The organism is Streptomyces sp. SudanB182_2057, assembly GCF_964272715.1.
In the GTDB taxonomy this organism is placed as follows: Bacteria; Actinomycetota; Actinomycetes; order Streptomycetales; family Streptomycetaceae; genus Streptomyces; species Streptomyces rubradiris.
Window position 1 is genome coordinate 547,190 of the sequence record NZ_OZ186798.1, and the last position, 21,965, is coordinate 569,154.

The 21,965-nt window shown below is 72.4% G+C and carries 20 protein-coding genes; 17 read left to right on the top strand and 3 right to left on the bottom strand.

Annotated elements, in window-relative coordinates:
• Positions 1–44 precede the first annotated feature (44 nt).
• Complete coding sequence (locus ACSURM_RS02105; protein WP_359043899.1) at positions 45–542, bottom strand: nucleoside deaminase; 498 nt, start codon at positions 540–542, stop codon at positions 45–47.
• Between the two features lie 550 nt (positions 543–1,092).
• On the opposite strand from ACSURM_RS02105, the gene ACSURM_RS02110 reads away from it, so the two are divergent.
• Positions 1,093–1,623, top strand: a complete 531-nt coding sequence (locus ACSURM_RS02110) for a hypothetical protein (RefSeq protein WP_436952875.1) — start codon at positions 1,093–1,095, stop codon at positions 1,621–1,623.
• Positions 1,624–1,683: 60 nt separating this feature from the next.
• A complete protein-coding gene (locus ACSURM_RS02115; protein ID WP_436952877.1) occupies positions 1,684–2,538 on the top strand; it encodes an MBL fold metallo-hydrolase in 855 nt (284 codons plus the stop codon).
• Positions 2,539–2,623: 85 nt separating this feature from the next.
• Here ACSURM_RS02115 and ACSURM_RS02120 read toward each other — a convergent pair whose 3' ends face one another.
• The gene (locus tag ACSURM_RS02120) at positions 2,624–3,958 is read right to left on the bottom strand and encodes a hypothetical protein (RefSeq protein WP_436952879.1); all 1,335 of its coding nucleotides are present in this window, start codon (positions 3,956–3,958) and stop codon (positions 2,624–2,626) included.
• A 452-nt stretch (positions 3,959–4,410) separates the two neighbouring features.
• On the opposite strand from ACSURM_RS02120, the gene ACSURM_RS02125 reads away from it, so the two are divergent.
• From ACSURM_RS02125 to ACSURM_RS02175, 11 genes are all read left to right on the top strand, one after another.
• Positions 4,411–5,286: an ABC transporter permease gene (locus tag ACSURM_RS02125; RefSeq protein ID WP_436952881.1), complete on the top strand. Its 876-nt coding sequence runs from the start codon at positions 4,411–4,413 to the stop codon at positions 5,284–5,286.
• 161 nt (positions 5,287–5,447) lie between these two features.
• Positions 5,448–6,497 carry a taurine ABC transporter substrate-binding protein gene (locus ACSURM_RS02130; protein ID WP_436952884.1) on the top strand — a complete coding sequence of 350 codons (1,050 nt, stop codon included), beginning with the start codon at positions 5,448–5,450 and terminating at the stop codon, positions 6,495–6,497.
• On the top strand, positions 6,484–7,299 hold the full coding sequence (locus tag ACSURM_RS02135) for an ABC transporter ATP-binding protein (RefSeq protein ID WP_436952887.1): 816 nt from the start codon (positions 6,484–6,486) through the stop codon (positions 7,297–7,299). Before ACSURM_RS02130 ends, ACSURM_RS02135 begins: the two co-directional genes overlap by 14 nt.
• Positions 7,300–7,332: 33 nt before the next feature.
• Positions 7,333–8,217: a TauD/TfdA dioxygenase family protein gene (locus ACSURM_RS02140; RefSeq protein WP_436952889.1), complete on the top strand. Its 885-nt coding sequence runs from the start codon at positions 7,333–7,335 to the stop codon at positions 8,215–8,217.
• A 249-nt stretch (positions 8,218–8,466) separates the two neighbouring features.
• Complete coding sequence (locus tag ACSURM_RS02145; protein WP_436952891.1) at positions 8,467–9,660, top strand: cytochrome P450; 1,194 nt, start codon at positions 8,467–8,469, stop codon at positions 9,658–9,660.
• A gap of 163 nt (positions 9,661–9,823) precedes the next feature.
• A complete protein-coding gene (locus ACSURM_RS02150; RefSeq protein WP_436952893.1) occupies positions 9,824–10,081 on the top strand; it encodes an acyl carrier protein in 258 nt (85 codons plus the stop codon).
• A gap of 58 nt (positions 10,082–10,139) precedes the next feature.
• Complete coding sequence (locus ACSURM_RS02155; RefSeq protein ID WP_436952895.1) at positions 10,140–11,522, top strand: wax ester/triacylglycerol synthase domain-containing protein; 1,383 nt, start codon at positions 10,140–10,142, stop codon at positions 11,520–11,522.
• Positions 11,523–11,589: 67 nt separating this feature from the next.
• Positions 11,590–12,870: a wax ester/triacylglycerol synthase domain-containing protein gene (locus ACSURM_RS02160; RefSeq protein WP_436952897.1), complete on the top strand. Its 1,281-nt coding sequence runs from the start codon at positions 11,590–11,592 to the stop codon at positions 12,868–12,870.
• 28 nt (positions 12,871–12,898) lie between these two features.
• Positions 12,899–13,174 (top strand): acyl carrier protein, encoded by a 276-nt coding sequence (locus ACSURM_RS02165; protein WP_436952899.1) that lies wholly within the window; start codon positions 12,899–12,901, stop codon positions 13,172–13,174.
• Positions 13,171–14,376 carry a beta-ketoacyl-[acyl-carrier-protein] synthase family protein gene (locus ACSURM_RS02170; protein ID WP_436952901.1) on the top strand — a complete coding sequence of 402 codons (1,206 nt, stop codon included), beginning with the start codon at positions 13,171–13,173 and terminating at the stop codon, positions 14,374–14,376. The genes ACSURM_RS02165 and ACSURM_RS02170 overlap by 4 nt, the downstream gene beginning before the upstream one ends.
• Before the next feature lie 54 nt (positions 14,377–14,430).
• Positions 14,431–15,684, top strand: coding sequence for a wax ester/triacylglycerol synthase domain-containing protein (locus ACSURM_RS02175; protein ID WP_436952903.1), 1,254 nt, complete (start codon positions 14,431–14,433; stop codon positions 15,682–15,684).
• Between the two features lie 117 nt (positions 15,685–15,801).
• On the opposite strand, the gene ACSURM_RS02180 is transcribed toward ACSURM_RS02175, so the two are convergent.
• Positions 15,802–16,107: a hypothetical protein gene (locus tag ACSURM_RS02180; RefSeq protein WP_436952905.1), complete on the bottom strand. Its 306-nt coding sequence runs from the start codon at positions 16,105–16,107 to the stop codon at positions 15,802–15,804.
• Positions 16,108–16,437: 330 nt separating this feature from the next.
• On the opposite strand from ACSURM_RS02180, the gene ACSURM_RS02185 reads away from it, so the two are divergent.
• From ACSURM_RS02185 to ACSURM_RS02200, 4 genes are all read left to right on the top strand, one after another.
• Entirely contained in the window at positions 16,438–17,364 is a 927-nt protein-coding gene (locus ACSURM_RS02185) for an ABC transporter permease (RefSeq protein WP_436952907.1), read from the top strand.
• A 61-nt stretch (positions 17,365–17,425) separates the two neighbouring features.
• Positions 17,426–19,201: an ABC transporter substrate-binding protein gene (locus ACSURM_RS02190; protein ID WP_436952909.1), complete on the top strand. Its 1,776-nt coding sequence runs from the start codon at positions 17,426–17,428 to the stop codon at positions 19,199–19,201.
• Between the two features lie 11 nt (positions 19,202–19,212).
• Positions 19,213–20,205, top strand: a complete 993-nt coding sequence (locus tag ACSURM_RS02195; RefSeq protein ID WP_436952911.1) for an ABC transporter permease — start codon at positions 19,213–19,215, stop codon at positions 20,203–20,205.
• Positions 20,202–21,854, top strand: a complete 1,653-nt coding sequence (locus tag ACSURM_RS02200; RefSeq protein WP_436952913.1) for a dipeptide ABC transporter ATP-binding protein — start codon at positions 20,202–20,204, stop codon at positions 21,852–21,854. Before ACSURM_RS02195 ends, ACSURM_RS02200 begins: the two co-directional genes overlap by 4 nt.
• Positions 21,855–21,965 lie beyond the last annotated feature (111 nt).

Genomic DNA, 21,965 nt, shown 5'->3' on the forward strand with positions numbered 1-21,965 from the left:
TCGGCCCCCGTTATTCACCCGGCGCGGGGTTCCGTTTCCGTCGGTCAGTAGTCGACGCGGTCCGACTTCGCGATCCACGCGTCGAACGGCGCGGTGCGCTCCGGCAGGTCCACGTGGGCGACCTCCAGGGGCCACGCTTCGGTGGGCCGCTTCTCGAACAGGTCGTAGAACTTGCGGTCGTCGAAGCCGGCCACCGCGGCGTCGTTGCGGTCGGCGCAGTAGACGAGCCGGTCCAGGCGCGCCCACAGGGCGGTGGACAGGCACATCGGGCACGGCTCGCACGAGGTGATCAGGGTGCAGCCTTCGAGGATGAAGGTGCCCAGTTCCCGGCAGGCGGCGCGGATCGCGTTGACCTCGGCGTGCGCGGACGGGTCGTTCGTCGCGGTGACCTGGTTGTGCGCGGTCGCGACGACCACGCCGTCCTTGACGATCAGGGCGCCGAAGGGGCCGCCGCCGCTGTTCGCGCTGTCGGTGGCGACGGCGATGGCCTGCTGCATCCATTCCTGCTCGTTCTGCACGATGGTCGCGGTGTTCACGGTCACGGTTGCTCCTTGTCGAATGCCGTGGGGTGGAGTGCGGGTACCTTCGGGGAGGCGGCGGCACCCGCACGAACAGGGGTCCGGCCGGACGCGGCGGGGGTGCTCCGGGGAGACCGGGCGCGGGCGGGGCCGAGGCCCGCGGGCGTGGCCGGCGACGCCGCGCTCGTCGTGGATCGTGGCGGGTTGGCGGTGGACGCGACCGCGGCGCGAGGCGCGCGGTGCCCGCCGGGCAGCGTCTTCGACAAGGCCTTCCCCCTTCTTCGCCGTTCGGGCTTGTCAGAGCAGTACACAGCGGGCCGGAGGAATCAGCCAGGCGCCGAAAACATGAATCGCGGGCACAGCGGGACCGCCGCCTTGTAGCTTCCTACGAGTGCCGTCCCGGCCCGGGGTGGGCGGCGGAGCCGTATCGCCGTGAACGTCGCAGTTCGCCGGGGGTGGGGCGCTTCGTCGGGAAGCATGGGCCACCGGCCGCCGCGAGCCGGGCGGAGCCCGCAGGGGTGCCGGCCCCGTCGCGGGCGCGGTAGGACGCCCGGTGCGGGGGTACGCGTCCGGCATGATGAAACGCGCCATGTGGCAGGGGCTCCTAGCGGGTGCGGCCGGGGTCGCGGTGATGACCCTGGGCGAGAAGGCCGAGCAGCGCCTGACCGGCCGGCCGAACTCGTACGTTCCGGCGCGCACGCTGGAGCGGCTGACGGGCATGCCCGGGCGGCCGTCACCGCCACGCTCGGTGAACTGGGCGATGCACTACGGGCAAGGGGCGCTGCTGGGCGTGGTGCGGTCGGTGATGGCGCATGCCGGGCTGCGCGGGCCGGTGGCGTCGGCGCAGTTCGCCGTGGTGAGGCTGACCAACGACCAGATCCTGGAGAACGCCACCGGGGTCGGCGCCCCGCCGCAGACCTGGCCGCGCGCGGAGCTGGCGGTGGACCTGGTGCACAAGGCGGTCTACGCCTTCGCGACCGGCGCCGTCGCCGATGCCCTGGCGGCCCGCTCCGGCCCCGGCCCCGGGCAGCGGCACGCGGCGCAGCGGCCGGGCCGGCGGGCCGGCGCGGGACCGCTGCCCCGCCACCGGGCATACGGACACTGAGCGAGCGGGGCGGCCGGGGCGTGTTCGCCGGCGGCCCGGGCGGAAGGAGCGGATGACTCCATGGCCGGCACGGACGGGTCCACCGACGACGCGCTCGATCTACGGTTCATCGGCAATGCCACGGTACTGCTGCGGTACGGCCCCCTGACCCTGCTCACCGACCCGAACTTCCTGCACCGCGGCGAGTACGCCCATCTCGGCTACGGACTGCTGAGCCGGCGCCTGACGGAGCCCGCCCTCGCCCCGGAGGACCTGCCCCGTCTCGACGGCGTCGTGCTCTCCCACCTGCACGGCGATCACTGGGACCGCAGGGCCCGGCGGTCCCTGGACCGTACGGTTCCGGTCCTCAGCACTCCCCATGCCGCACGCCGGCTGAAAGTGCTGCACGGTTTCCGGCGGACGGCGGGACTGCGGACCTGGCAGGCGCTCGCCCTCGACCGGGGAGGGGTACGGGCCACGGTCACCGCGCTGCCCGGACGGCACGCCGGGCACCCGGTGCTGCGGGGGCTGCTGCCGCCCGTGATGGGCAGCATGATCGAGTTCGGTGCCGTGGGCGGTCCGGCACGGCTGCGGCTGTACGTCTCCGGCGACACGCTCCTCTACGACGGCCTGGAGGAGATCGGCCACCGCTTCCCGGCCGCCGACCTGGCCGTGCTCCACCTGGGCGGCACTCGTCTGCCGGGCGGCTTCCTGGTCACCATGAACGGCGCGCAGGGCGCCGAACTGGTCCGGCGTCTTCGCCCCCGCGCCGTGCTGCCGGTGCACTACGAGGACTACACGGTGATGCGCTCGCCGCTGTCCGCCTTCCTGGCCGAGGCCGGCCGGCTCGGCCTCGCGGACCGGATCGTGCCCTGCCCGCACGGCGGCCGGGTGTCTCTGCCTGCCGGCCCCGGAGCGGCACCCGTGGTCCGCTGACGGGCGAGGCGGCGGTCCGGCGGGACCGGGGCGCCGTCGCCCTCGGCCGGGTCCCGTGCGTCCGACGACGCGTGAGTGCCGCCTCTCAGCGCGGGCCGCGTACGAAGACGTCCGTGTGGCCGTTGGTGTCGCCGGGCACCAGGTTGTCGGCGGCGCTGTCGAAGGACACGGTGCGCCCGGAGGCGTCGATGGCGAGGAAGCCCGTCCTTCCGTTGGACTGTGTCCCGTCGTCGGCGACATCGACCCGCTGTACGGCGCCGGTGCGCAGGTCCCGGCGGAAGGCGTCGGCCGTGCCGTTGGTGTCGCCCGGCACCAGGTTGGAGGCGGTGGAGGTGAACACCGCGTATCGGTTGTCGGCGCTGAGGTGGGGGCGGCTGGTCCCGGAGTCGTCGTTCGGCTCGGAGCCGTCGTGTGCCAGGGAGAGGCGCCGGGTGGCACCGGTGGTCAGGTCCCTGGCGAAGTGGTCCCGCGCGCCGTTGGTGTCGCCCGGTACCAGGTTCGCGTACGGGGAGGAGAAGAGCGCGTGGCGTCCGTCCGGGCTGAGGCCGACGTCGCCGTTGAGGGGGGTCTCCTCGCCGTCGAGGTCGACCACCGCCGGTGTGGTCCGGCCGGTCCGGGTGTCATGGACGTAGAAGTAGCGGGACCGCGGGCGTCTCTGGTCCGGCGCGGGCTCCTCGGCGCCGGTGCCGAAGCGGCGTTCGCTCGTGAAGGCGATCCGGGTCCCGTCCGCGCTGATGGCCTCGCTCCTGGACCGGTCGCCGCCCTCGGTGCCGTCCGTGGCGACGCTCACGCGCCGGGTGGTGTGCTTCCACCGGTCGTGGACGAAGGCGTCCGTCTCGCCGTTGGTGTCCCCCGGCACCAGGTCGGAGCGGCTGGAGGTGAAGGCCACGTAGCGTCCGTCGGCGCTGAGGGACGGGGCGTAGGTGAAGCTTCCCTCGGGGCCGGGCCCGATGAGGATTTCCGTGCGCCCCGTCCGGCGGTCGCGGATGAAGACGTCCTCGCTGTCGGGGGTGTCCCCGGGAACGAGGTCGCCGTCGAGCGAGTCGAACGCGACGTACCGTCCGTTCCCGCTGAGCGAGAACGCGGTCGGGGGTACGTCGGCCTGGGTGCCGTCGCTCGCGACGTCGATCCGCTCGATCGCTCCCGTCCGCCGGTCCTTGACGAAGATGTCGTTGATGCCGTTGGTGTCGCCCGGCACCAGGTTCGCCGACCACGACTCGAAGGCGATGTGCCGTCCATTCGCGCTGAGTCGGGGACTCACCGAGTCGGAGTCCCCACCGGTCCCGTCGGCGGCGGTGCTCACGAGACCGGTGTGCGGCCGGCGCCCCTCACCCACGGCCGCCGCCGAGGTCACGGACAGCGCCGTCGCGCAGACGCCCCATATGGCAGCCCCGGCGGCAACTCGCGTCAGGTACCGCATACTTCCTCCTCGCCGACACGTCCCGTGGCCCCGGGCGTACAGGCCGGAGACAGCTAATACCGGGCCACGCGGAGCGTCAACGGCGTAGGCGGCATCGGCTGGTTGCCGTCCTCCGCGCCGCTCGCCCGGTGACCGCGACCGGCCGTCGCCGTGTTCCACAGAATGGATGGGCTCTTGGTCGGGGGAGGCGCCTGTTGTACAAATGGACCATGATCTCCGAGCCCTTGGTGCGACGCCTGGTCATCGACCTGTGCCGGCGTCCGGGCTCGTGTTGTCGCTGATCCGGTCTGTTCCCGCGCCCCTCGTCGTCCGGTGACGTCACCCGGACGAGGGTCTGTGTCGCGCCCTGCCGGGGTGCTCCGTCCGCATCGTTCAGCATCGCTCACGCCGGGGCCGGCCGCCGCCCTCCCTCCTTGAGGCCGTTCCTCCCCGGCGTCCCATGGAGGACGCCCGTGTCCACGACTCCCCCTCTGGCCAAGCCGCCCGCCGCCGGGCCCCACGCCGGCCCGCCGCCCGCCCCCTCCCTCCGGGTACGGCACCTGTGGGCGCGTACTCGCCCGGTGCTGCTGCCGTCCGCCTCCCTCCTCGTCTTCCTCCTGCTGTGGCAGCTGCTGGCGGCGAGCGGCACCTGGAGCGAGACGCTGGTCCCGCCGCCGGCCAAGGTGTGGGACGCGTTCGCCGACGTGTCCACGACCCACGACGGAGTACGCGGGTACAACGGCACCTACCTCGTCGAGCACCTGGGCATCAGTCTGCGTCGCATCGCGATCGGCGCCGGTCTGGGCATCGCCGCCGGGGTGCTGTTCGGGCTGCTCATGGGCACCGTCGGCTGGGTGCGCGCGCTGTTCGAGCCCTGGATCACCTTCCTGCGGACGCTGCCGCCGCTGGCGTACTTCTCCCTGCTCGTCATCTGGCTGGGCATCAACGAGGAGCCGAAGATCACGCTGCTGGCGGTGGCCGCCTTCCCACCGGTGGCGGTGTCGACCACCACGGCCGTCGCAGCCGTGCCGAGGAGTCTGACCGAGGCCGCCCGTGCCCTCGGTGCGTCGCGGTGGAACGTGGTCACGGACGTCGTCGTCCCCTCGGCGCTGCCGGAGACGCTCACCGGGGTGCGGCTCGCCGTGGGCGTGGCCTACTCCTCGCTGGTGGCCGCCGAGTTGGTCAACGGGCTGCCCGGCATCGGCGGCATGGTCAAGGACGCCGCCAACTACAACAACACACCCGTCGTACTGGTCGGCATCATCACCATCGGCGTCTCCGGCCTGATCATCGACGGCCTGCTGCTGCGGCTGGAACGCGCCCTCGTGCCGTGGCGCGGCCGCGCCTAGCACCAGCCCTCCCCAAGTCCCCGTCTTCTTCGTCTCCTTCGTTCTCGTCGTCTTCCCGCTCCCGGTCGCGACGGCGTCGAGCCCGTCGCGGCACCGGCCACCCGGCATTCACCAAGGCACCCCGTCCCGTCCCCCGATCCCAGCACAGAAACGGCCCTGTCATGTCCCCTGTGTCCCAAGGCGCTTCCCGTCGGCTCCTGCTGGCCGGTGCCCTCGCCGCCGTCTCCGCGGCCGTCACCGGCTGCTCCTCCGGTGAGGCGGCGACAGCGGGCGGCGCCCGGCGGCTGCGCATCGGCTACTTCCCCTTCCCCAGCGGTGACTTGCTCGTGAAGAACAGGAAGCTGCTGGAGAAGGAGCTGCCCGAGCACCGCGTCACCTGGATCAAGTTCGACTCCGGGGCGGCCGTGAACCAGGCCTTCCTCGGCAAGTCGCTCGACATCGCCGCGCTGGGGTCCAGCCCGTTCGCCCGCGGCATCTCGGGCGGTTCACCCATCCCGTACAAGGTCGCGTGGATCCTGGACGTCGCCGGGCAGAACGAGGCCCTCGTCGCGCGCAAGGACAGCGGCATCACCGATGTCGCCGGCCTCAAGGGCAGGACCGTCGCCACCCCCTTCGCCTCCACCTCGCACTACAGCCTGCTGGCGGCGCTGCGGACGGCCGGGCTGAAGCCCTCCGACGTCAGACTCGTGGACCTGCAGCCGCAGGCCATCCTCGCCGCCTGGCAGCGGGGCGACATCGACGCCGCCTATGTGTGGCTGCCCACCCTGGACGAGCTGCGTACCACCGGTACCCAGCTCACCAGCAGCAAGGAGATCGGTGCGGCGGGCAAACCGACGCTCGACCTGGCGGTGGTGTCGGACGACCTCATCGCCAGGGACCCGGGGGCGATCGACGCCTGGCGGAGGGCGGAGGCCCGGGCGCTGCGCCTGCTCACGTCCGACCCCGACGGGTCGGTGGCGGCCGTCGCGGCCGAGCTGGGCATCAGCGCCTCGGCCGCGAGGGCCCAGCTCAGGCAGGGAGTCTTCCTCACCCCGGAGCAGGTGGCCTCCCCCGACTGGCTGGGCACCGACGGCACACCCGGCAAGCTGCTCACGTACGTCACCGACACCGCGCGTTTCCTCGCCGAGCAGAGGCAGATCGACGCCGCTCCGGCCGAGGACGCCGTCCGCGAGGCGTTCTACCTCAAGGGGCTGCCCGATGTCCTCAAGTGATGTCTCCGCATCCCCGCGGGAGGCCGGCGCCGGGCACGCGGACGCCGTCCGTCTCGACGAGGTGGTCCACCGTTACGGGCGGGGCGGCGAGTCCTTCACCGCCGTGGGCCCGGTCGATCTGACCGTTCCCGCCGGAGAGTTCCTGGTGCTGGTGGGCGCCTCCGGGTGCGGCAAGAGCACGCTGCTGCGGCTCGTCGCCGGGTTCGAACGGCCCACGCACGGCTCGGTGCACGTCCATGGCGCCGAACCCCGGCCGGGGGTGACGGCCGGTGTGGTCTTCCAGACACCGCGGCTGTTCCCGTGGCGGACCGTGCGCGGCAACATCGACCTGGCGCTGCGGTACGCGGGCGTCGAGCGCGCTCAACGCCCCGAGCGGCGGCGCGAGTTGCTGGACCGCGTGGGCCTGACGGGGGTCGAGGGGCGCCGGGTCTGGGAGATCTCCGGCGGCCAGCAGCAACGCGTCGCCATCGCCCGGGCCCTCGCCGCCGAGAACCCGCTCCTGCTGCTGGACGAGCCCTTCGCGGCGCTCGACGCGCTGACCCGGGAACGCCTCCAGGACGACGTCCGTCAAGTGACCGCGCGGACGGGCCGGACCACGGTGTTCGTGACGCACTCGGCGGACGAGGCGGTGTTCCTCGGCTCGCGCATCATCGTGCTGACCAGGAGCCCGGGCACCGTGGCCCTGGACCTCCCGATCCCGCTGCCCCGCGACGGCGTCGACGCCGAGGACCTCAGGAACTCGGGCGAGTTCGCCGAGCTGCGCGCGCGGGTGTCCCACGCCGTCAAGACCGCCGCGGCCTGATCCCCGTACCCCCGATCCGGAAAGGACACACAGATGAGCCTTCTCAGCGAGCGGCCCGCCCCGTCGCGGCTGCCGGTCACCGCGCTCGGCCCGCACTTCGGCGCCGAGATCCACGGCATCGACCTCGGTCGCCTGGACGACGACGAAGTCCTGGCGCTGCGCGAGGCGTTGGTCGCGTACAAGGTGCTCTTCGTGCGCGGCCAGCACTCGTTGGACGACGCCGCGCAGATCGAGTTCGGCCGCAGGCTGGGCGAGGTCACCGCCGGGCACCCGGTCCACGACTCCGGTGACGTGCCTCCCGAGGTGTACGCGCTGGACAGCCAGGACAACGGGTTCGCCGACGTCTGGCACACGGACGTGACGTTCGTGCGGCGTCCGCCGGCGATCTCGGTCCTGCGGGCCGTGGTGCTGCCGCCCAACGGCGGCGACACCAGCTGGGCCGACAGCCAGTTGGCCTACGAGTCGCTGTCGCCGGGTCTGCGGGACTTCGTCGACACGCTGACGGCCGTCCACGACGGCAGCCGCGAGTTCGGGTACTACCTCGCCCGGCGCCGGGGCGGTCGCGGCAACGTGTGGGAGGGCGAGGTGTTCACCGAACTGACGCCGGTGGAGCACCCGGTGGTGCGGGTCCACCCGGAGAGCGGACGCAAGGGACTGTTCGTGAACCCCGGCTTCACCTCGCACATCGTGGGGGTCTCGGAGCACGAGAGCCGGGGCATCCTCGACATCCTCTACGCCCACCTCACCAAGCCCGAGCACGTCGTACGGCACCGCTGGCGGCCGGGTGACGTCGCGCTGTGGGACAACCGCGGCACGGCCCACTACGCGAACCGGGACTACGGCGACCGGCACCGCGTCATGCACCGCATCACGCTGCGCGGTGACACACCGGCCGGACCGGCGTCCGTCCGCCGCTGACGGGGTGTGCGGGAGGCCCGGCCCCGGTCTCCCGCACACAAGTCCCGGCCGGCGCGCGGACGGTCGTCGCACGCGGAAGGTTTCCTGTCTTCTCGGAAATCCGGTAATGGAATTACACGCTTTCATGTACGGCGCGCCTGGAAGAGCACAACCCGTATCCAGTCGGCACCGACACCTGTGCGCACGACCACAGTCGCGCTCTCTCGAACGTCTTTATCGTCACCGCCGGCGGGTATACAGTTCCCGGCCATGGAATCGGTGGAATCGGCGTCCGCGTCCCCGCGCATCGAGGTGAACGAGCTGGGACCGCTGCCGGCGTTCCTGGCGGAAGCCCCGGGAGCCGTTGCTCGGGTGACGGCACCGACCGGCGACAAGGTGTGGCTCGTACGCGACCACGCCCTCGGGCGCCTGGTGCTGACGGACGGCAGATTCAGCCGGGTCGCGGCCGCCAAGGCCCCGGCGCCGAAGCTGGTCGACGTCCAGCCCGCCCCGCAGTCGATGGTGAGCATGGACGGCCCCGACCACGCGCGGCTGCGGCACGTGGTGGCGGGTGCGTTCACCGGCCGCCGGGCAGCGCTCCTGGGCCCGTCCATCGAGCGGTCGGCCGACGAGCACATCGGCCGGCTGATCGCCGCCGGGCCACCCGGGGACCTGAGCGGAGGTCTGGCCCTGCCGCTGGCACGCGGCGTGCTGTGCTCGCTGCTGGGCGTCCCCGCGCAGGACAGTGACCGCTTCCGGGACCACGTGGAAGTGGTGTTCGACTGCACGCACGGCACACGCCGGGAAAAGGCGCTGCGCCGCGTCCGGCTGGTGAGCTATATGGCGGGCCTCATCGAGCGCCGGCGCCAGGAACCGGGCGACGACCTGCTCACCGCGATGATCCAGGCACACGACGAGGACAGGCTGTCCTCCGCCGAACTGATCACCACGGGCTTGACGTTGCTCACGGCCGGATACGAGACGACCGCAGGCCAGATCGCTCTGGCGGCGCTGGCCTTGGTGTCCGACCCGCTGGCGTACGGGCAGCTGCGCCGCCGGCCCGAGCTGCTGCCCGCGGCGGTGGAGGAGCTACTGCGGCTCACGCCCTCCACCCCGGTGAGTCTGACCCGGGTGGCAACGCGACCGGTGCGGCTGGGCGGGGTCACGGTCGCCGCGGGCGAGGCCGTTGTGGTGTCGTTGCTGCACGGCAACCGGGACGAGAGCGTTTTCGCCGAGCCCCGGGACGGCACGTCACAGAGCCGTGCTGCCGCCCACCTGACGTTCGGCCACGGCCCGCACCGGTGTCTCGGCGCGCCGCTCGCCAGGCTCCAGCTGCGGATCGTCCTGGCACAACTGCTGCGGCACTTCCCGTCCTTGCGTCTGGCCACCGGGCCGCCGCAGCCCGTCGCCTGGAAGGAGGGCCTGCTCACCCGCGGGCTCTTACGGCTGCTTGTGGAGTGGTGAGCCGGGTGCCCGGTACCCGGCCCCTTGGGCTGTGCCGCGCCGGAAGCCTCTTACGAGTGAAAGACCCGCTGTTGGCCAGGCGCGCGGTTTTTCCCCGCGCACAATAGGGGAGTTGCACGCCGATGGCAGCCGCCGATTCGAGCGACGTCACGGGGAGTTTTTAGTGGGCACGGGATACAGCATCGTCGTGGAAGTTCTGGTCGGCGAATTCGGGTGCCTTGAAGGGGACCTGATGCCCGAGACCACGATGGAGGACGTGGACCTGGATTCCTTGTCGCAGGTCGAGTTCGCCGTCGCCCTGGAAAGGCGGACCGGCCTGCCGTTCAGCCACGATCAGGTCACCTTGGACACGACGCTGAGTCAGGTCGCCGCCGCCATCGACGGCGCGTACGCCTCCGGTGCGGAGGTGACGGCGCCGTGACACCGAGCGGCGGCCAGAACGCGCCGAGCGCCCCGGAGGCGGAAACGCGGTGCGCACGATGAGCAAGAGTGTGTTCCTGTCGCCCGTCGATGAACTCCTCGCCGGAATCGGTGCGCGTCCCTCGCCCCCCATCGGAATGGCCCTGCTGTTCACGGGGACACCGCCGTCCCTCGCTGATCTGCGCGCTCGCGTGGCCGACCGCTGGGGCGGCGTTCCGCAGTTGCGCCGGGTCCTGCTGCGGCCCGGGCAGCCCTCCTGGCTGCGCCGTCACCGCTGGCACCCCAGTGAGGACGTCGACCTCGGCGCTCATGTCACCGAGGTCCGCGCGGCGGTGCCCGGTGACGGTATGGGGCAGGAGGCGTTCACGGGACTGCTCGCCCGCCTGGTCACCCAGCCGGTGCCCGGCGGGCGGCCCCCCTGGCGGCTGCTGCTGGTCCGCCCCGGCCAGGAGAGGGCGCAGGAGCGCTTCGCCCTCATCCTCACCGCCCACCACGCCCTCATGGACGGTCGGTCCCTGGAGCGGCTGCTGAGCGGGCTCCTCGACAGCGGCAGCGAACGCCGCGGCACCACGCGCCGCGGTGTGCGGGCCGCACCCGCGCCTCGGGGTGCCGGCCGGCCGCTCGACATCCTGCGGTGCGGGCGCGCCCTGCCACGTCTGCGCGGGCCGGCCCGCCCGGAGAGGGACTTCGCCTGGAGCGGCCTGGACACCGACACCGTACGAGCGGCCCGCCGGGCTCTGCCGGGGCTGGGCGCGACCTTCAACGAACTGCTGCTCGCGGCGTCCGCAGGCGCCCTGCGTGCCGTCCACGGCCCCCCAGAGCGCTGGCCCGGCGCGGCTCGCCCGCTCTACGGCATGTTCTCCGTGGACCTGCGCACACCCGAACAGGGCGAAGAGCTCGGCAACCTCCTCTCGGTGGTGCGACTTCCCCTGCCCGTGGCGGTCGACGACCCCCGGGAACGGCTGCGAGCCTGCCGTGAGCTGCTGGCCGGCCTCGGTCCCCTGCAACAGGCGCAGGCCACGCTCGACCTGATCAACACCGCCTCCCGCATCGGGCCCTGGGCGCTTCGCCTGGTCGGCGCTCCGGCCGCCTTGCCGAACTGGGCCCCTGTGGCCTGCACCGTCATCACCTGGCCGCGCGGGCCCTGGTCCCTGGACGGTGCGGCGCTGGAGCGGGTGATCCCCCTGGCACCGTTGCAGACCCGCGGCACGGTCCGCCTGACGCTCACGGACTACGCGCGCGTCTTCACGCTGACCGTGACGGGCCACACCCCCGAGGGCCACGCCCGCGACCTGGCCGACGCGTTCGGGCGAGAACTGGCATCGCTCGCGCACGGCGTGCCCGCGTCCGGTGCCCGTCCTGGTGACCGGCCCGTCACCGGTCTCGGGCACCGGGCCGGTCGCCGTGCCATGGACGTGCCTGATCGACGTGGCAGGCCATGAGTTCCGCCGCTGCGGCGCCCCGCATCCGGGCCGGGTACCGACGGAAGACAGACAGGCGGTGCACCTCATGAGACTGTCCTTCGCCGACGAGATGCTCCTGCGCAACGGATGCTCCGGCGTCACGGGATTGGCGGCGGTCTTCACCGGGGAACCGCCTTCGCTGGAGGAAGTCCGGCGGCGGGTCGCCGAACGCTGGACGGCCCTGCCCCGGTTGAACCAGGTGCTTCACTTCACGCCCGGCGCCGACGCGGACGGGCGCCGCGCGCACTGGGCCGTCCCCGGACCGTTCCGCCCTGAAGAGCATGTTCTCGACGCGCACTGTGAGTTGCACGAGCTGTGGGCCCGCCTCGTCAACCGGCCGCTGCCCGGCGGGGTGCCGCTCTGGCGGCTGTTCCTCGTTCCCGGCGGCTCGGCAGGCGGCTTCGCGCTGGCGCTGGTGGCCCAGCATGTGCTGATGGACGGGCACTCCCTCACCGTCGCGCTGCGCGTGCTGATGGACGGCGCCGGCCCCGTGCGGACCACCGGCCTCGTGCCCCGGCCTCGTGTCCCGCTGGCCGCGGTGGCCCGGGAGCTCAAGGCGCTGACCTCGCCCGGGCAGATCCTCCCCCTGCCCTCGCCTGACCAGGCGGAGCCCTCGGTCGCCGTCCGTCTACTGCCGGTCCCGACGCTGCGTGCCGCGGGCCGGCACCCTGAGGGCACTCGCGGCGCCACCCCGAACGAGCTGCTGACCAGCGCGGTGGCCGGAGCGCTGCGCAGCCGTTTCGGCCCTCCGAAGGACTGGCCGTCCGTGCGCCCGGTGTACGCGTGCGTGCCGTGCGACCTGCGTACGCGGGAGAACCAGGACGAGTTGGGCAATGTCGTCACCGCCGTCCGGGTCGCGCTGCCCCTCGGCCTCGCCGACCCGGTGGCCCGCCTGCGGGCCTGCCAGGAAGCGCTCCGAGCGGTGCCCGAACGAGCCCGCGTTCACGCCGCCGTGCTGTTCCCCCTGGCGGAGAGCGTTCGGCGGACGGCGCCGTGGGCGGGCGCGCGGCTGACCGGCAGAGGAGGCCGACCGTCCTACATGGCGACGGTGACGACCACCGTGAAGTGGCGTGCCCGCTCGACCACCTTCCAGGGCCGGGAGCTGGGGCACATGGCGGGCCTGCCCCCGTTGTCCCGGCCGGGCGGTGCCGGCTTTCTGCTGATGCAGACTCCGGGCGCGTGCGCGCTGACCGCCGTGTGCCACCTGCTTCCCGGCAGCGCCGACCGGCTCGCCGACGGCGTCGCCCAGGAGATCGACACCTTGGCGCGGACGGCGGAGCCGGGCCACCACGCCGGCCACGCCACCGCGTACCGACCAGGCCGCTGACGACGGCACCGGAACAAAGGAAGACACCGTGAACACAGCCCACTTCGACCACTGGGACGAACTGCGCGCCTTGTGCGCGGACTGCCTGTCCGTGCCGGTGCGGGACGTCGTGCCGCACGCTCGGCTCGTGGCCGACCTCGGAGCCGACAGCCTGGACATCACCGAACTCCAGGCTGCCGTGGAGGGCCACTTCGACGTGTCGTTCAAAGGCGTCGATCCCGCCTCGGTGCACACGGTCGGCGACCTGGCCGAGCTCATCGAGCGGCTGCGCGCCACCCGTGCCTCGGGAGTGGTCGCCGGATGACCCACCAGCGTGCCGTCGCGGTCACGGGCCTCGGTGTCCGCTGCGGGGCGGGGGCGAGTGTCGGCGCGCTGTGGGAGAACCTGCTCGCCTCCCGCTGCCCGGCCCGGATGCACGCCTTCGATGCCGAAGGCACCGTCGTACGCCCCGCGTGCCCGATGCCCGAGTTCACGCCGGAGGGCTACCTCACCTACAAAGAGGCGCGGCGAACGGACCGGTCCGTGCAGCTGGCGGTGTGCGCCGCCGCGGACGCCGTCGCGGACGCCGGAGGCATCCAGGCCCCCGCAGGCCGCAGGGCGGTCGTGACCGGCACCGCCTACGGCGGAGTGATCGCCCAGGAGGCCGGGATCGGAGGGCCCGACGTGCCGTACGTGCCCCGGATGATGTCCAACGCCGGCGCCCACTGGATCAGCGCCAAGCACGGCGCCACCGGCCCCACACTGACTCTCTCCACGGCCTGCGCCTCCGGCAGCCACGCGGTGGGCGAGGCGATGCTGATGATCCGGGCCGGGCGCGCCGACGTCGTCATCGCGGGCGGCCACGAAAGCCCGATGACCGCGACGACCGCGCTCGCCTTCGGACGATCCGGTGCCATGATCAGCGAATGTGACGACCCCGCCAGTGCCTTGAGGCCCTTCGACACAGGCCGGCAGGGATTCCTGCTCGCCGAGGCCGCGGCCTTCCTGGTGCTGGAGCGGCTGGATCACGCCCGCGACCGCGGCGCCCGGATCTACGCCACCCTCACCGGATACGGCAGCACCTCCGACGCCCATCACCTCACGGCGCCGCACCCCGAAGGCACCGGCGCGCGAGCGTGCATGGAACAGGCGCTCGCCGACGCCGGCACCCCCGCCGACGCCGTCACGCACGTCAACGCGCACGGCACCGGCACCGCGTTGAACGACGTGGCCGAAGCACGCGCCCTGACCGCCCTGTTCGGGCCCGCCGCCGTCCCGGTGACCGCCAGCAAGGCGGTCACCGGGCACTCCCTCGGGGCGGCGGGAGCCCTGGAAGCCGTGATCACCTGCCTGTCACTGCACGAGGAGCTCGTGCCACCGACCGCGAACACCGTGCGCGTCGATCCGCGGTGCGACGTGGACCTCGTGACCGCCCGGCCCCGCGAGCTGCCCGCCGGACCGGCCCTCAGCACCAGCTTCGCCTTCGGAGGCCACAACGCCTGCCTCGTCTTCGACACCCCGGTCTGACCCGCCGACCGCACCGACGACGACCGTACCCGTCACGAGCACAGAGGGATCCGCATGCGGCTGTCAGGGAAAGAGGCGAGCTTCCTGCGCCCGGGGCTGCCCGGAACGATGGGCACGGCCACGCTGTACACGGGCAAGCCGTTCGGCCTGGCCGAACTCCGCTCCCGTGTCGGTGAGCGGTGGGGTGGGCTGGAGCGGATGCACCAGATCCTGCGGCCGCCTTCCCGGGCGGCGGTGCTGTCCGGCCACCGCTGGGCGTTCGCGGGGCCGTTCGATCCGGCCGCACACGTCACCGCCTGCGCACAGGACCTGCCCTCGCTCCTGGCCGCGGCGGCAGTGCGGCGGCTGCCCGCCGACCGGCCCCCCTGGCAGCTGCTGATGCCCGAACCCGCACCGACCGGCGAGCCGTCCCTGGTGCTGCTGGCCCACCACGCGCTCCTCGACGGCGGCTCCCTCGCCATCCTCCTCCGCCTCCTCATGGACGAGGCCGACATCCGCGTCCGCGCCCCGAAGGCCGCCCCGCTGCTGCCGCGGCCCCGCGTCCCGGTCACCGACCTGCTCGGGGAGTGGCAGGCCAGCAGCGGCCGGGGGCAGCCCCTGCCGCCGGCACCCGGCGAATGCCGCCCCTCGGTCACCGTCGCCCGGCTCGATGCCGCCGTGATGCGCTCGGCGCGGTGCCAGCCCGCGTCCGGACGGGGCGCGACGTTGAACGAGCTCCTCCTCAGCGCCCTGGCCGGTGCCCTCCCCACCTGCTACGACACCCTCTCGACCCGGTCCTGCGGCGCCGCGCCCCTGTACGCGAGAGTGCCCGTGGACCTGCGCGGCCCGTCCGAGGCGCAAACGCTCGGCAACCTCAGCACCGCCATCCGCGTCCCGCTGCCCGTGGACACCGATGCCCCGGCCGACCGCCTGCGGGCCTGCCAGCATCTGCTGTCGGCCGTGGACCGGCGATGCCAGGCCCACCGTGCGGCCCTGCCCGTCCTGGAAGGCATCTCCCGAACGGCACCCTGGCTGACCACGGCGCTGACCAGGCGCATGCTCCAGCCCGATGTGAGCACAGCGGTGTGCACGGCGTTCAAGTGGCGGGGCGGCCCGAGTCACCTGTACGGCCGCCGTCTGACCGGCATCACCGCCCTGCCTCCCCTCCCTCCGCCCGGCACCGTCAACCTCGACCTCGTCCAGACCGCGGAGACCTACATGCTCACCGTCGTCAGCCACCTCCGCCCCGGTGACTCCCGGCTGATCGCCGACACCGTGGCAGGGCAACTGACGACGCTGGCCGCGCTGAGCACTTCCACCGCCGAATGAACGGCTGGCGTGGGCGGAGCCAAGCGGACGAGAGAGGGTTGCCGATCTAGACCGGACAAGTGGCGGCGCTCGTCCGCGAGTTGCCGGTCCGAGGCCGGCCCGCTCGCGGCGGTCCGCTCAGTCGGGTGTGCCGCCGGGGATGGCGAGTTCGCGGCCCCGGTAGAAGCCTTCTCGCTCCTCCACGACGTACGGGGCCATGGCGGCGCGCCGCTGTTTCTCGGGCTCGGACGTCCGCCAGGAGTCGCACGCCTCCTCGGAGTCCCAGAACGACACCCCGGTGACCTCCTGCCCGTCTTCGGACCAGTAGGCGAAGGCACGGCGCATTCCCTGCGGCCGGTCCGCGGGCCGCCAGGACCGTTCGAAGTCCTCCAGGCTGCCCGGCTGGATGCGGCGGGTCGTCACCCACACGAAGTGCTCCTCCATCGCGTTCTCCTCCGCTACGGCCGTCCGGGGCGTCGGCGCCACTGCGACCACGGTAGGTCCCCGGCGCGAAACCCGCCTGGTGTGACCCTCGTCTCCCGCGACAGGGCGATTCGCGGCAAATAGGGAGTATTTCCATGACGTCTGCATGAACACGAAACATTCTTGCAATCTAACGTCATTTAGCGATGCAACCTTGCAATCACAGGCATTGCAGCCATCTTGATCTTCCGATCTAATGTCCGCTGTCCGGAGCGAGAACCTCGCCTCCGGTGTGATCCAGGGCTCTCCCCCACCACCGGAGCGGCCGAGGCAAGTCGGGAGTACGACAGCATGGCAGCGGTATCGATGACACATGTGTTCCGGCGGGACCGAGTCGGCCTCGTCTCGCTCGCGGTCGTCGCGTTCTTCGTGCTCCTCGCCGTCACCGCGCCGCTGATCACCGCCCTCTACGGCAAGAACCCCACCGAGCACTACGGGCAGAACGAGGCCGGCCTGCTCAGTCCGGAGGGCCTGCCCGTGCTGCCCAACGGCGGGATCTCCTCCGAGCACTGGTTCGGCATCGAGCCCGGACTCGGCCGCGACGTCCTCGCCCAACTCCTCCACGGCATCCGCACCTCCCTGCTGATCGCCTTCGCCTCGGCCGCCGTCATCGCCGTCGTCGGCGTGGTGGTCGGCGTGACCGCGGGCTACCTCAGCGGCCTGGTCGACCGGGCGTTCACCTTCGTCTGCAACGTCCTGCTCGCCTTCCCGGCCCTGCTGTTCCTGCTCACCCTGGGCCCGGTCGTCCAGACCCGCTTCGTGGGACCGGACGAGAGCGAACCCGCCTGGATGCAGTTCACCGTCCTCATCCTCGTGTTCTCCGCCTTCGGCTGGGTGCCGCTCGCGATGGTGCTGCGCACGGTCGTACGGTCCCTGCGCGAGCGGGAGTTCATCGAGGCGGCACGGGCCCTCGGCGCGAGCCGACGGCACATCGTCTTCCGGGAACTGCTGCCGAACGTCTGGGCGCCGGTGCTGGTGCACATCACCCTCGCCGTGCCCGCGATCGTCACCACCGAGGCCGCGCTGTCCTTCCTGGGCGTCGGCATCAACGAGCCCGTCCCCGACTGGGGCCGCATGATCTCCCGGGGCTCGGAGGTCTTCTACGACGACCCCACCTACATGGTGTTCCCCGGCGTCTCGCTCCTCGTCTTCGTCCTCGCCTTCAACCTCCTCGGCGACGCCGTGCGGGACGCGCTCGACCCGCACACCGTCCGCTGAGCCCCGGCGCCTCTCTCTCACCTGTCATCAGCAACACCCGTACCACGCATCGGAGTTCGTCATGCCCACCGTCACCCCGCGCACCGCGGCCGTACCGGCTCTCGCCACCGCCGCCGCCCTGCTGCTGTGCTCCTGCTCCGCGGGGGCGGGCACGGACACACACGAGAACAGCACCGCCGCCAAGAGCGGCCGGCGGCTGACCGCGACCCTCGGCACCGCCGAGGACAGCAAGGGCCCCGCCCCGAAGATCCCCGGCGCCCGCGAGGGCGGCACCCTCACCGTCGCCAACACGGCCGACTACACCCACCTGGACCCGCAGAAGATCTACGCCGGCGAGGCGTACAGCACCTCGCTGCTGTGGGGCAGGCAGCTGACGCAGTACCAGGTGATCGACGGCAGGCCCAGACTGGTCGGTGACCTCGCCACCGACACCGGCACGTCCTCCGACGGCGGCCGGACCTGGACGTACCGCCTGAAGGACGGCATCACCTGGGAAGACGGCAAACCCGTCACCGCACAGCAGGTCAAGTACGGCATCGAGCGCACCTTCGCCCCCGGCTTCGAGGCCGGCCCCACCTACTGGCCCGAGTGGCTCACCGGCTCCAAGGACCGCACCGAGGCGGTGAAGAAGTACGGCGGGCCCAAGAAGGACGGCGACCTGAAGGCCATCGAGACGCCCGACGACAAGACCATCGTCTTCCACTTCCCCGAGCCGCAGTCCGACGTGCCCTACATGGCCGCCCAGTCCTCCTCCTCGCCGGTCCGCGAGGACAAGGACACGGGCACCGGCTACGACGTGAAGCCCTTCGCCACCGGCCCGTACCGGATCGTCGAGCACAAGCAGAACAAGAGCCTCACCCTGGAGCGCAATCCGCACTGGAAGCCGGCCACCGACCCGATCCGGCACGCCTACCCGGACCGCTTCGAGTTCACCTTCGGCAAGGCCGCCCTCAACACCGCCCAGGAGGTGCTCAACGGCCAGGGCTCGGGCCCGACCACCGTGACCACCAAGAACACGCTGCCGCCGGCACTGATCTCGACGGTCGAACGCGACCCCGCCAAGCGGACGTTGGTCGTCTCCGGCAGCCAGGGCGCCTACACCTCGGACCTGTACATCAAGAACGACCGGGTCACCGACCCCGAGGTCCGCAAGGCCATCCACTACGTCTTCCCCCGACAGCAGGCCCGCCAGGTCCTCGGCGGCCAGTACGCCGGCGACTTCGCGACCACCCTGTCGTCACCGGCCGTCGTGGGCTGGAAGAAGTACGACCTCTACCCCGTCGCCCCCACCGGGGACATCGCCAAGGCCAGGGAACACCTGGCCAGGGCGAAGACGAAGGTCACCAAGCTGACGTACGCGTACCCCGTCTACAGCCCGCAGGACGACCAGGTCGCGCAGATCCTCGCCGACGCCTTCGCCAAGATCGGCATCGAGCTGGTGGTCAAGGGCCTTCAGCCGGCCGCGTTCAACGCCCAGGTGTTCCGCAACGAAGCCCCGTACGACCTGTGGCTGTCCACCAACTCCGTGGACTGGCCCACTCCCTCGACCCTGCTCCCCGACAGCTTCGAGAGCCACCTCGACCCGCTGTCCAACTCCATCCGCTACGCCAACCCGCGGGTGGACGCGGAGCTGGCCCGCATCGCGAAGATCGGTGACGCGCGGAAGAAGGCCGCGGAACTCATCGACCTGGAGCAGACCATCATGAAGGACGTCCCCGTGGTGCCCTTCCTCTACACCAGCGTCTCCCAGTTCCGCGGCAAGGACGTCGGCGGCGCCGCCATCCACCCGATCTACGGCGCCACGGCCGCGGTCGACCTGTACCTCAAGAACGCCTGATCCCCGCGACCATGACCCGATACCTCCTCAGGAGGGCCGCGCAGGCCGTGGCGGTGCTCCTCGCGATCACCGCCCTGGCCTTCGCGCTCTTCTACGCCGCCCCCTCCGATCCGGCGCTGATCGCCTGCGGCCCCAAGTGCGACACCGCGCAGGTCGAGGCGGTCCGCGCGAGCATGGGACTCGACCAGCCACTCCTGTCGCAGTTCCTCGACTACGTCGGCGGCATCGTGACCGGCCGCACCATCGCGGACGTCGACGGCACCCCGATCCCCTGCCCGGCACCCTGCCTCGGCTACTCCTACACCCTCCACCAGCCCGTGCTCGCCGCCATCGCCGACCGCCTGCCGGTGACCGTCTCCCTCGCGGCCGGCGCCCTGACGGTGATCCTCGTCCTCGGCGTCGGCTCGGGCCTGGCGGCGGCACTGCGCCGGGGCCGGGCGACGGACCGCCTGCTGTCCGGCTTCAGCCTGCTGGGCGCGAGCGTCCAGATCTACTTCCTCGGCTACGTGCTCCAGTTCCTGCTCGTCTATTCCACGGGCCTGTTCCCGCTCCCCCGCTACGTCCCCTTCGCCGCCCACCCCGCCCAGTGGGCCCTGGGCCTGCTCCTGCCGTGGCTGGTCCTCGGCTTCGTCAACGCGGCCGTCTTCGCCCGCCTCACCCGCTCGCAACTGCTGGAGACCATGCACCACGGCTACGTGCGCACGGCCCGCGCGAAGGGGCTGGGCACCCTGCGCGCCCATCTGAAGTACACCGCGCGCGGCGCGGCCGGCCCGCTGGTGCAGTTGCTCGGCCTGGAGGTCGGGGCGCTGTTCGGGGGCGCGTTCATCACGGAGTCCGTGTTCGGTCTCGGCGGCGTCGGCAAGCTGGCCGTGGACGCGGTGCACGGCAACGACCTGCCCACGGTGGTCGGCACCGTGCTCCTGGCCGCGTTCTTCGTCGTCGTTTTCGTGGCCGTCGCCGATGTGGCGGTGGCCTGGCTCGATCCCCGAGTGAGGCTCGCATGAGCAGACAACCCGCTTTGCGCGTCCGTGACCTGACGGTCACCTTCGGTACGGCACGCGGCCCGGTGCCGGCGGTCCGGGACATCTCCTTCGACGTGGCGCCGGGCGAGGTCCTGGGGCTCGTCGGCGAGTCCGGCTCGGGCAAGTCGACGATCGGTCTGGCCGCCCTGGGCCTGCACGACCCCGCGCGCACCCGTGTCGAGGGGAGCATCCGACTGGGCGGTGACGGACCGGAGTTGGTGGGTGCGCCGGAATCGGTCCTGAGGCGGGTCCGGGGTGCCAAGGCCGCGATGGTCTTCCAGGACGCCCTCGACGCGCTGTCGCCCTACCACACCATCGGCGCGCAGATCGCCGAGGCCTACCGCGTCCACCACCCGAAGGCGGGCCGCAAGGCGGCACTTCAGCGGGCGACGGCGATGCTGGAGCGGGTGGGCATCCCGGCCGCCCGGGCCTCGGACCACCCCCACCACCTCTCCGGCGGCATGCGCCAACGGGTGGTCATCGCCATGGCGTTGGTCAACGATCCGGACGTGCTGATCGCCGACGAGCCGACCACGGCGCTCGACGCCAGGGTCCAGCGGCAGGTCCTCGACCTGATCCGCGAACTCCAGGCGGAGACCGGTACGGCCATGGTCCTCATCACCCACGACGTGGGCGTGGTGGCGGCGACGTGCCACCGCATGCTGGTGCTGCGCGCCGGCGAGGCCCTGGAGGAGGGTCCCACGACGCGCCTGCTGACCTCCGCCGCGCACCCCTACACCCGGGCCCTGGTCCGGGCCGCCCCCACCTTGCGCACCCCGCCCGGCAGCCGGCTGCCCACGGTCGGGGATCCGGAGCCCGAGCCCCGTGTGCCGGCCCGGCCGCGTACGGCGCCGGCCCCCGCCGGTGTGCTGGCCGAGCTGCGCGATGTGCGCGTGGAGTACCCGGGCCGGCGCCGCTCCCGCCCGCACACCGCGGTCGACGGCGTGAGCCTGCACGTGAGCCGCGGCGAGACCCTGGGCCTGGTCGGCGAATCCGGCTCGGGCAAGTCCACGATCGCGCGGGTCCTGGCCGGCCTGCGCCGCCCCACCAGCGGCGAGGTCCGCTTCGACGGCCGGGACATCTCCGGGGCGGCGACCGACACGCGCCTGCGCCGCGAGCTGAGCCGGGACGTGCAGTTGGTCCACCAGGACCCGTACGCGTCGCTGAACCCGCGCCACACGGTGGAGCAGATCGTCACGACACCGCTGCGTATCCACACGGACCTGGACGCGGCACGGCGCAGGGACAGGGCGGCGGAACTCCTGGAGCAGGTGGGCCTGTCCGCGTCGCACCTCTCCCGCCACCCGCACGAGTTCTCCGGCGGCCAGCGCCAGCGCATCGGCATCGCCCGCGCGCTGGCCGTGCGGCCGCGCCTGGTCATCGCCGACGAACCGGTCTCCGCGCTGGACGTCTCCGTCCAGGCGCAGGTCCTCAACCTCCTCATGGACCTGCGCGAGGAGCTGGGCCTGTCGCTGCTCTTCATCTCCCACGACCTCGCGGTGGTACGGCACTTCTGCGACCGGATCGCGGTGCTGAAGGACGGCGCGCTGGTGGAAGCGGGCCCCCGGGACACGGTCTTCGACACACCGAGTGCGCCCTATACGAAGGAGCTCCTGGCCGCCGTCCTGTGACCGGGCGGCTCCCTGGGCCACCGCCTTGCCACCGGCCCCGGGACCGGCGCACCGGGCACCCGCACGCTCCCCTGGCTCCGCCGGAGGACCCGGCTCGCCCCGCTCGGCGGG

Excerpts from the sequence above, each read along its gene's own strand:
- ACSURM_RS02175 (WP_436952903.1), top strand. The coding sequence starts at position 14,431 with ATGCGGCTGTCAGGGAAAGAGGCGAGCTTCCTGCGCCCGGGGCTGCCC.
- ACSURM_RS02145 (WP_436952891.1), top strand. The coding sequence starts at position 8,467 with ATGGAATCGGTGGAATCGGCGTCCGCGTCCCCGCGCATCGAGGTGAAC.
- ACSURM_RS02185 (WP_436952907.1), top strand. The coding sequence starts at position 16,438 with ATGGCAGCGGTATCGATGACACATGTGTTCCGGCGGGACCGAGTCGGC.
- ACSURM_RS02120 (WP_436952879.1), bottom strand. The coding sequence starts at position 3,958 with ATGCGGTACCTGACGCGAGTTGCCGCCGGGGCTGCCATATGGGGCGTC.
- ACSURM_RS02110 (WP_436952875.1), top strand. The coding sequence starts at position 1,093 with ATGATGAAACGCGCCATGTGGCAGGGGCTCCTAGCGGGTGCGGCCGGG.
- ACSURM_RS02135 (WP_436952887.1), top strand. The coding sequence starts at position 6,484 with ATGTCCTCAAGTGATGTCTCCGCATCCCCGCGGGAGGCCGGCGCCGGG.
- ACSURM_RS02195 (WP_436952911.1), top strand. The coding sequence starts at position 19,213 with ATGACCCGATACCTCCTCAGGAGGGCCGCGCAGGCCGTGGCGGTGCTC.
- ACSURM_RS02155 (WP_436952895.1), top strand. The coding sequence starts at position 10,140 with ATGAGCAAGAGTGTGTTCCTGTCGCCCGTCGATGAACTCCTCGCCGGA.
- ACSURM_RS02160 (WP_436952897.1), top strand. The coding sequence starts at position 11,590 with ATGAGACTGTCCTTCGCCGACGAGATGCTCCTGCGCAACGGATGCTCC.
- ACSURM_RS02180 (WP_436952905.1), bottom strand. The coding sequence starts at position 16,107 with ATGGAGGAGCACTTCGTGTGGGTGACGACCCGCCGCATCCAGCCGGGC.
- ACSURM_RS02190 (WP_436952909.1), top strand. The coding sequence starts at position 17,426 with ATGCCCACCGTCACCCCGCGCACCGCGGCCGTACCGGCTCTCGCCACC.
- ACSURM_RS02130 (WP_436952884.1), top strand. The coding sequence starts at position 5,448 with ATGTCCCCTGTGTCCCAAGGCGCTTCCCGTCGGCTCCTGCTGGCCGGT.
- ACSURM_RS02170 (WP_436952901.1), top strand. The coding sequence starts at position 13,171 with ATGACCCACCAGCGTGCCGTCGCGGTCACGGGCCTCGGTGTCCGCTGC.
- ACSURM_RS02140 (WP_436952889.1), top strand. The coding sequence starts at position 7,333 with ATGAGCCTTCTCAGCGAGCGGCCCGCCCCGTCGCGGCTGCCGGTCACC.
- ACSURM_RS02115 (WP_436952877.1), top strand. The coding sequence starts at position 1,684 with ATGGCCGGCACGGACGGGTCCACCGACGACGCGCTCGATCTACGGTTC.
- ACSURM_RS02200 (WP_436952913.1), top strand. The coding sequence starts at position 20,202 with ATGAGCAGACAACCCGCTTTGCGCGTCCGTGACCTGACGGTCACCTTC.